This window comes from uncultured Rikenella sp., from assembly GCF_910579375.1.
Lineage (GTDB): Bacteria > Bacteroidota > Bacteroidia > Bacteroidales > Rikenellaceae > Rikenella.
This window is the reverse complement of sequence record NZ_CAJTUJ010000215.1, coordinates 1-2,331: the sequence shown is the minus strand read 5'-3', so window position 1 is coordinate 2,331 and position 2,331 is coordinate 1. Positions and strand designations below refer to the sequence as shown.

At 57.9% G+C, this 2,331-nt stretch carries 2 protein-coding genes; both read left to right on the top strand.

Features of this window, described 5'->3' with window-relative positions:
• Window positions 1–357: 357 nt before the first annotated feature.
• Window positions 358–717, top strand: coding sequence for a DMT family protein (locus QZ302_RS09805; protein WP_294594903.1), 360 nt, complete (start codon window positions 358–360; stop codon window positions 715–717).
• A gap of 61 nt (window positions 718–778) precedes the next feature.
• Window positions 779–1,846, top strand: coding sequence for a TlpA disulfide reductase family protein (locus QZ302_RS09800; protein WP_294594901.1), 1,068 nt, complete (start codon window positions 779–781; stop codon window positions 1,844–1,846).
• The last annotated feature ends 485 nt before the right edge of the window (window positions 1,847–2,331 follow it).

Here is a 2,331-nt window from a genome sequence, read left to right as displayed (position 1 = left end):
TTGGCTTCGCGTTGCCTTCGGCTTCCTCGTGCTACCTCGGCAAAGCCCGCAAGCGGTCTCTGCCCTCGGTACGCTACTCGGTTCCTCCTCGCCGCTCAGCAATTTGCAAACTACGTTTGCATTGCTCTCGCTGGCAGCGTCGGTTGTGAACAAAAGGAACCGAAAAACCGACGCAGCAACCGAGTGCCATCAAACTTGTTTGAATGGCCGAGGTGCCAGGAGGAAGGCGAAGCCAAACTTTAGACGGATGCTGACGCATCCTCAAAATGCCGACGGCCCTAACCAGTGCGGCAGCCTCGGCCCCCACCTCTTTCCCACGCGGGAGAACTTTGACTTACGCTGAAAAATAACCTGAATATGAAAGGAATATACGCTGTCTTGCTTTTAGTTGTCTCCAACTCCTTCATGACGCTCGCCTGGTACGGACAACTCCGATTCAAATTCTTCCAGGGGCTGCCTCTCTGGGGAATCATCTGCATCAGCTGGTGCATCGCGCTGGTCGAATACATGTTCATGATCCCGGCCAACCGGATCGGATTCCAGGGGATGGGAGGGCCGTTCAGCCTGCTGCAACTCCGTGTCATTCAGGAGGTCGTCAGTCTGGTCGTCTTCGCTCTCTTCACCACTCTCTTCTTCAAAAACGAGGCGCTCAGGCTGAACCACCTGTTCGGTGCGATGTTTTTGGTGCTGGCCGTCTATTTTATGTTCAAGAAGTGAGGCGGCGCGGAGGGAAAAGTTTATATTTGCAGTCGGACTTATCTCAAAACAGAGCATACTTATGACGAGAAAACAGATACTTGCGCTGACTGTCGCAGCCGGATTGCTGGTCGGTTGCTCGGGCAGCGGGGTGACGATCCGAGGCGAAATCGCCGAAGGCGGAAAGGACAGGACGATCGTCGTCGAACGGATCGTTCCGGCTGGGGCACGGTTCGTCGATTCGGTGCGGACGGATCGGCACGGAAAATTCAACCTCTTTCTGGAACAGACGTCGAGCACGCCGGAGTTCTACTCGTTGCGGATTGCGGGCGGAGGCAGCATTCCGTTGCTGACGGAGGCGGCCGAAAAAGTCGTCCTGCGGATCGCGGATAGTACGGGGGCGGTGTACGAGGTGTCGGGATCGGAGGGGTCGGCGCTCGTGCAGGAAGCCAACGGCATTTTGCAGGAGGCGGATCCGATCGCGCGCAAACAGGCAGCGGCGATATTCATTTCGCAACATACGGGCTCGCTGGCGGCGATCGTGCCGCTTTACCAAATTGCGACGGACGGGTCGTTCCTCTTCACGGACGATGCGACGGACGTGGTCTACTTCCGGATGGTGAGCGACTCGCTGAATGCCCGGTATCCGGGGTCGCCGTATGCGCAGGCGCTGGCGGCGGATGTGCAGAGTTTCGACAATGTGGCGACGGCGGGACGGATGGTCGAAGAGAATCGGGACAACGTGGTCTCGTTTCCGGACTTGGACATGCCGGATGTCTTGGGAAAGAGACGGAAGTTGTCGGAGTTGACGGGAAAGGTGATTTTGCTTTCGTTCACGGCGTCGAACCTGCCGGAATTGAAAATTCTAAATCGGGAGCTGACGGAGGTCTACGAAAAATATGCGGCGCAGGGGTTCGAGGTCTATCAGGTGTCGCTGGACGCGAACAAGGCGCAATGGATCGGGAGTGTGGCGGAACAACGGTTGCCGTGGATTTCGGTATGCGACTTGCGGGGAGGGGACTCGCCGGCGGTGAAGCTTTATAATGTCCAAAAAATCCCGGCGAATTTCCTGATCGACCGCGAGGGAAACATCGTCCGGCGCAATGTGGCTTCGACGGGGATCGAGGGGGCGGTCAAGGAGTTGTTATAATCGAATTTCCGACTCTTTTTTGCATGCTCGGCCGGGAGGAATCCATAGGATTTCTCCCGGCTTCGTTTTTCGATCTCTCTCTGCCCCGGGCTACCGCTCGGCAGCTTCGGGCGCGCTGTGCGACGTCGGCCGCCACGGGTACGGCTGGGCGTGTACACCGGTGACGGGCGACATCACGGTGCGGTATTTGGCTTTGGAACCGGGGATGTTCAATCCCAGTTATGTGGGTAACCGTGGCCACGGTCTTCAGTTGCGTTGCCTCTCGGAATAAACGGAGACGCGCGACACTCGAAAGATGGCCGGGGTACTTTCATCGGAGTTTTATGTGGGCCGAAGCCTGCGGGGGTTGGGGTAGAGGCTGGCAGTAAAAGACGCTGTGCGTCCCTCCGCGGCGGGAGGCTTCGGCCCGCGCGACCCTTTAGGGTCGCAAGAACTCCGCCCAAACCTGTGGGGCTCTTCTTCGGCGCACTATTCGCTCTCAGCCT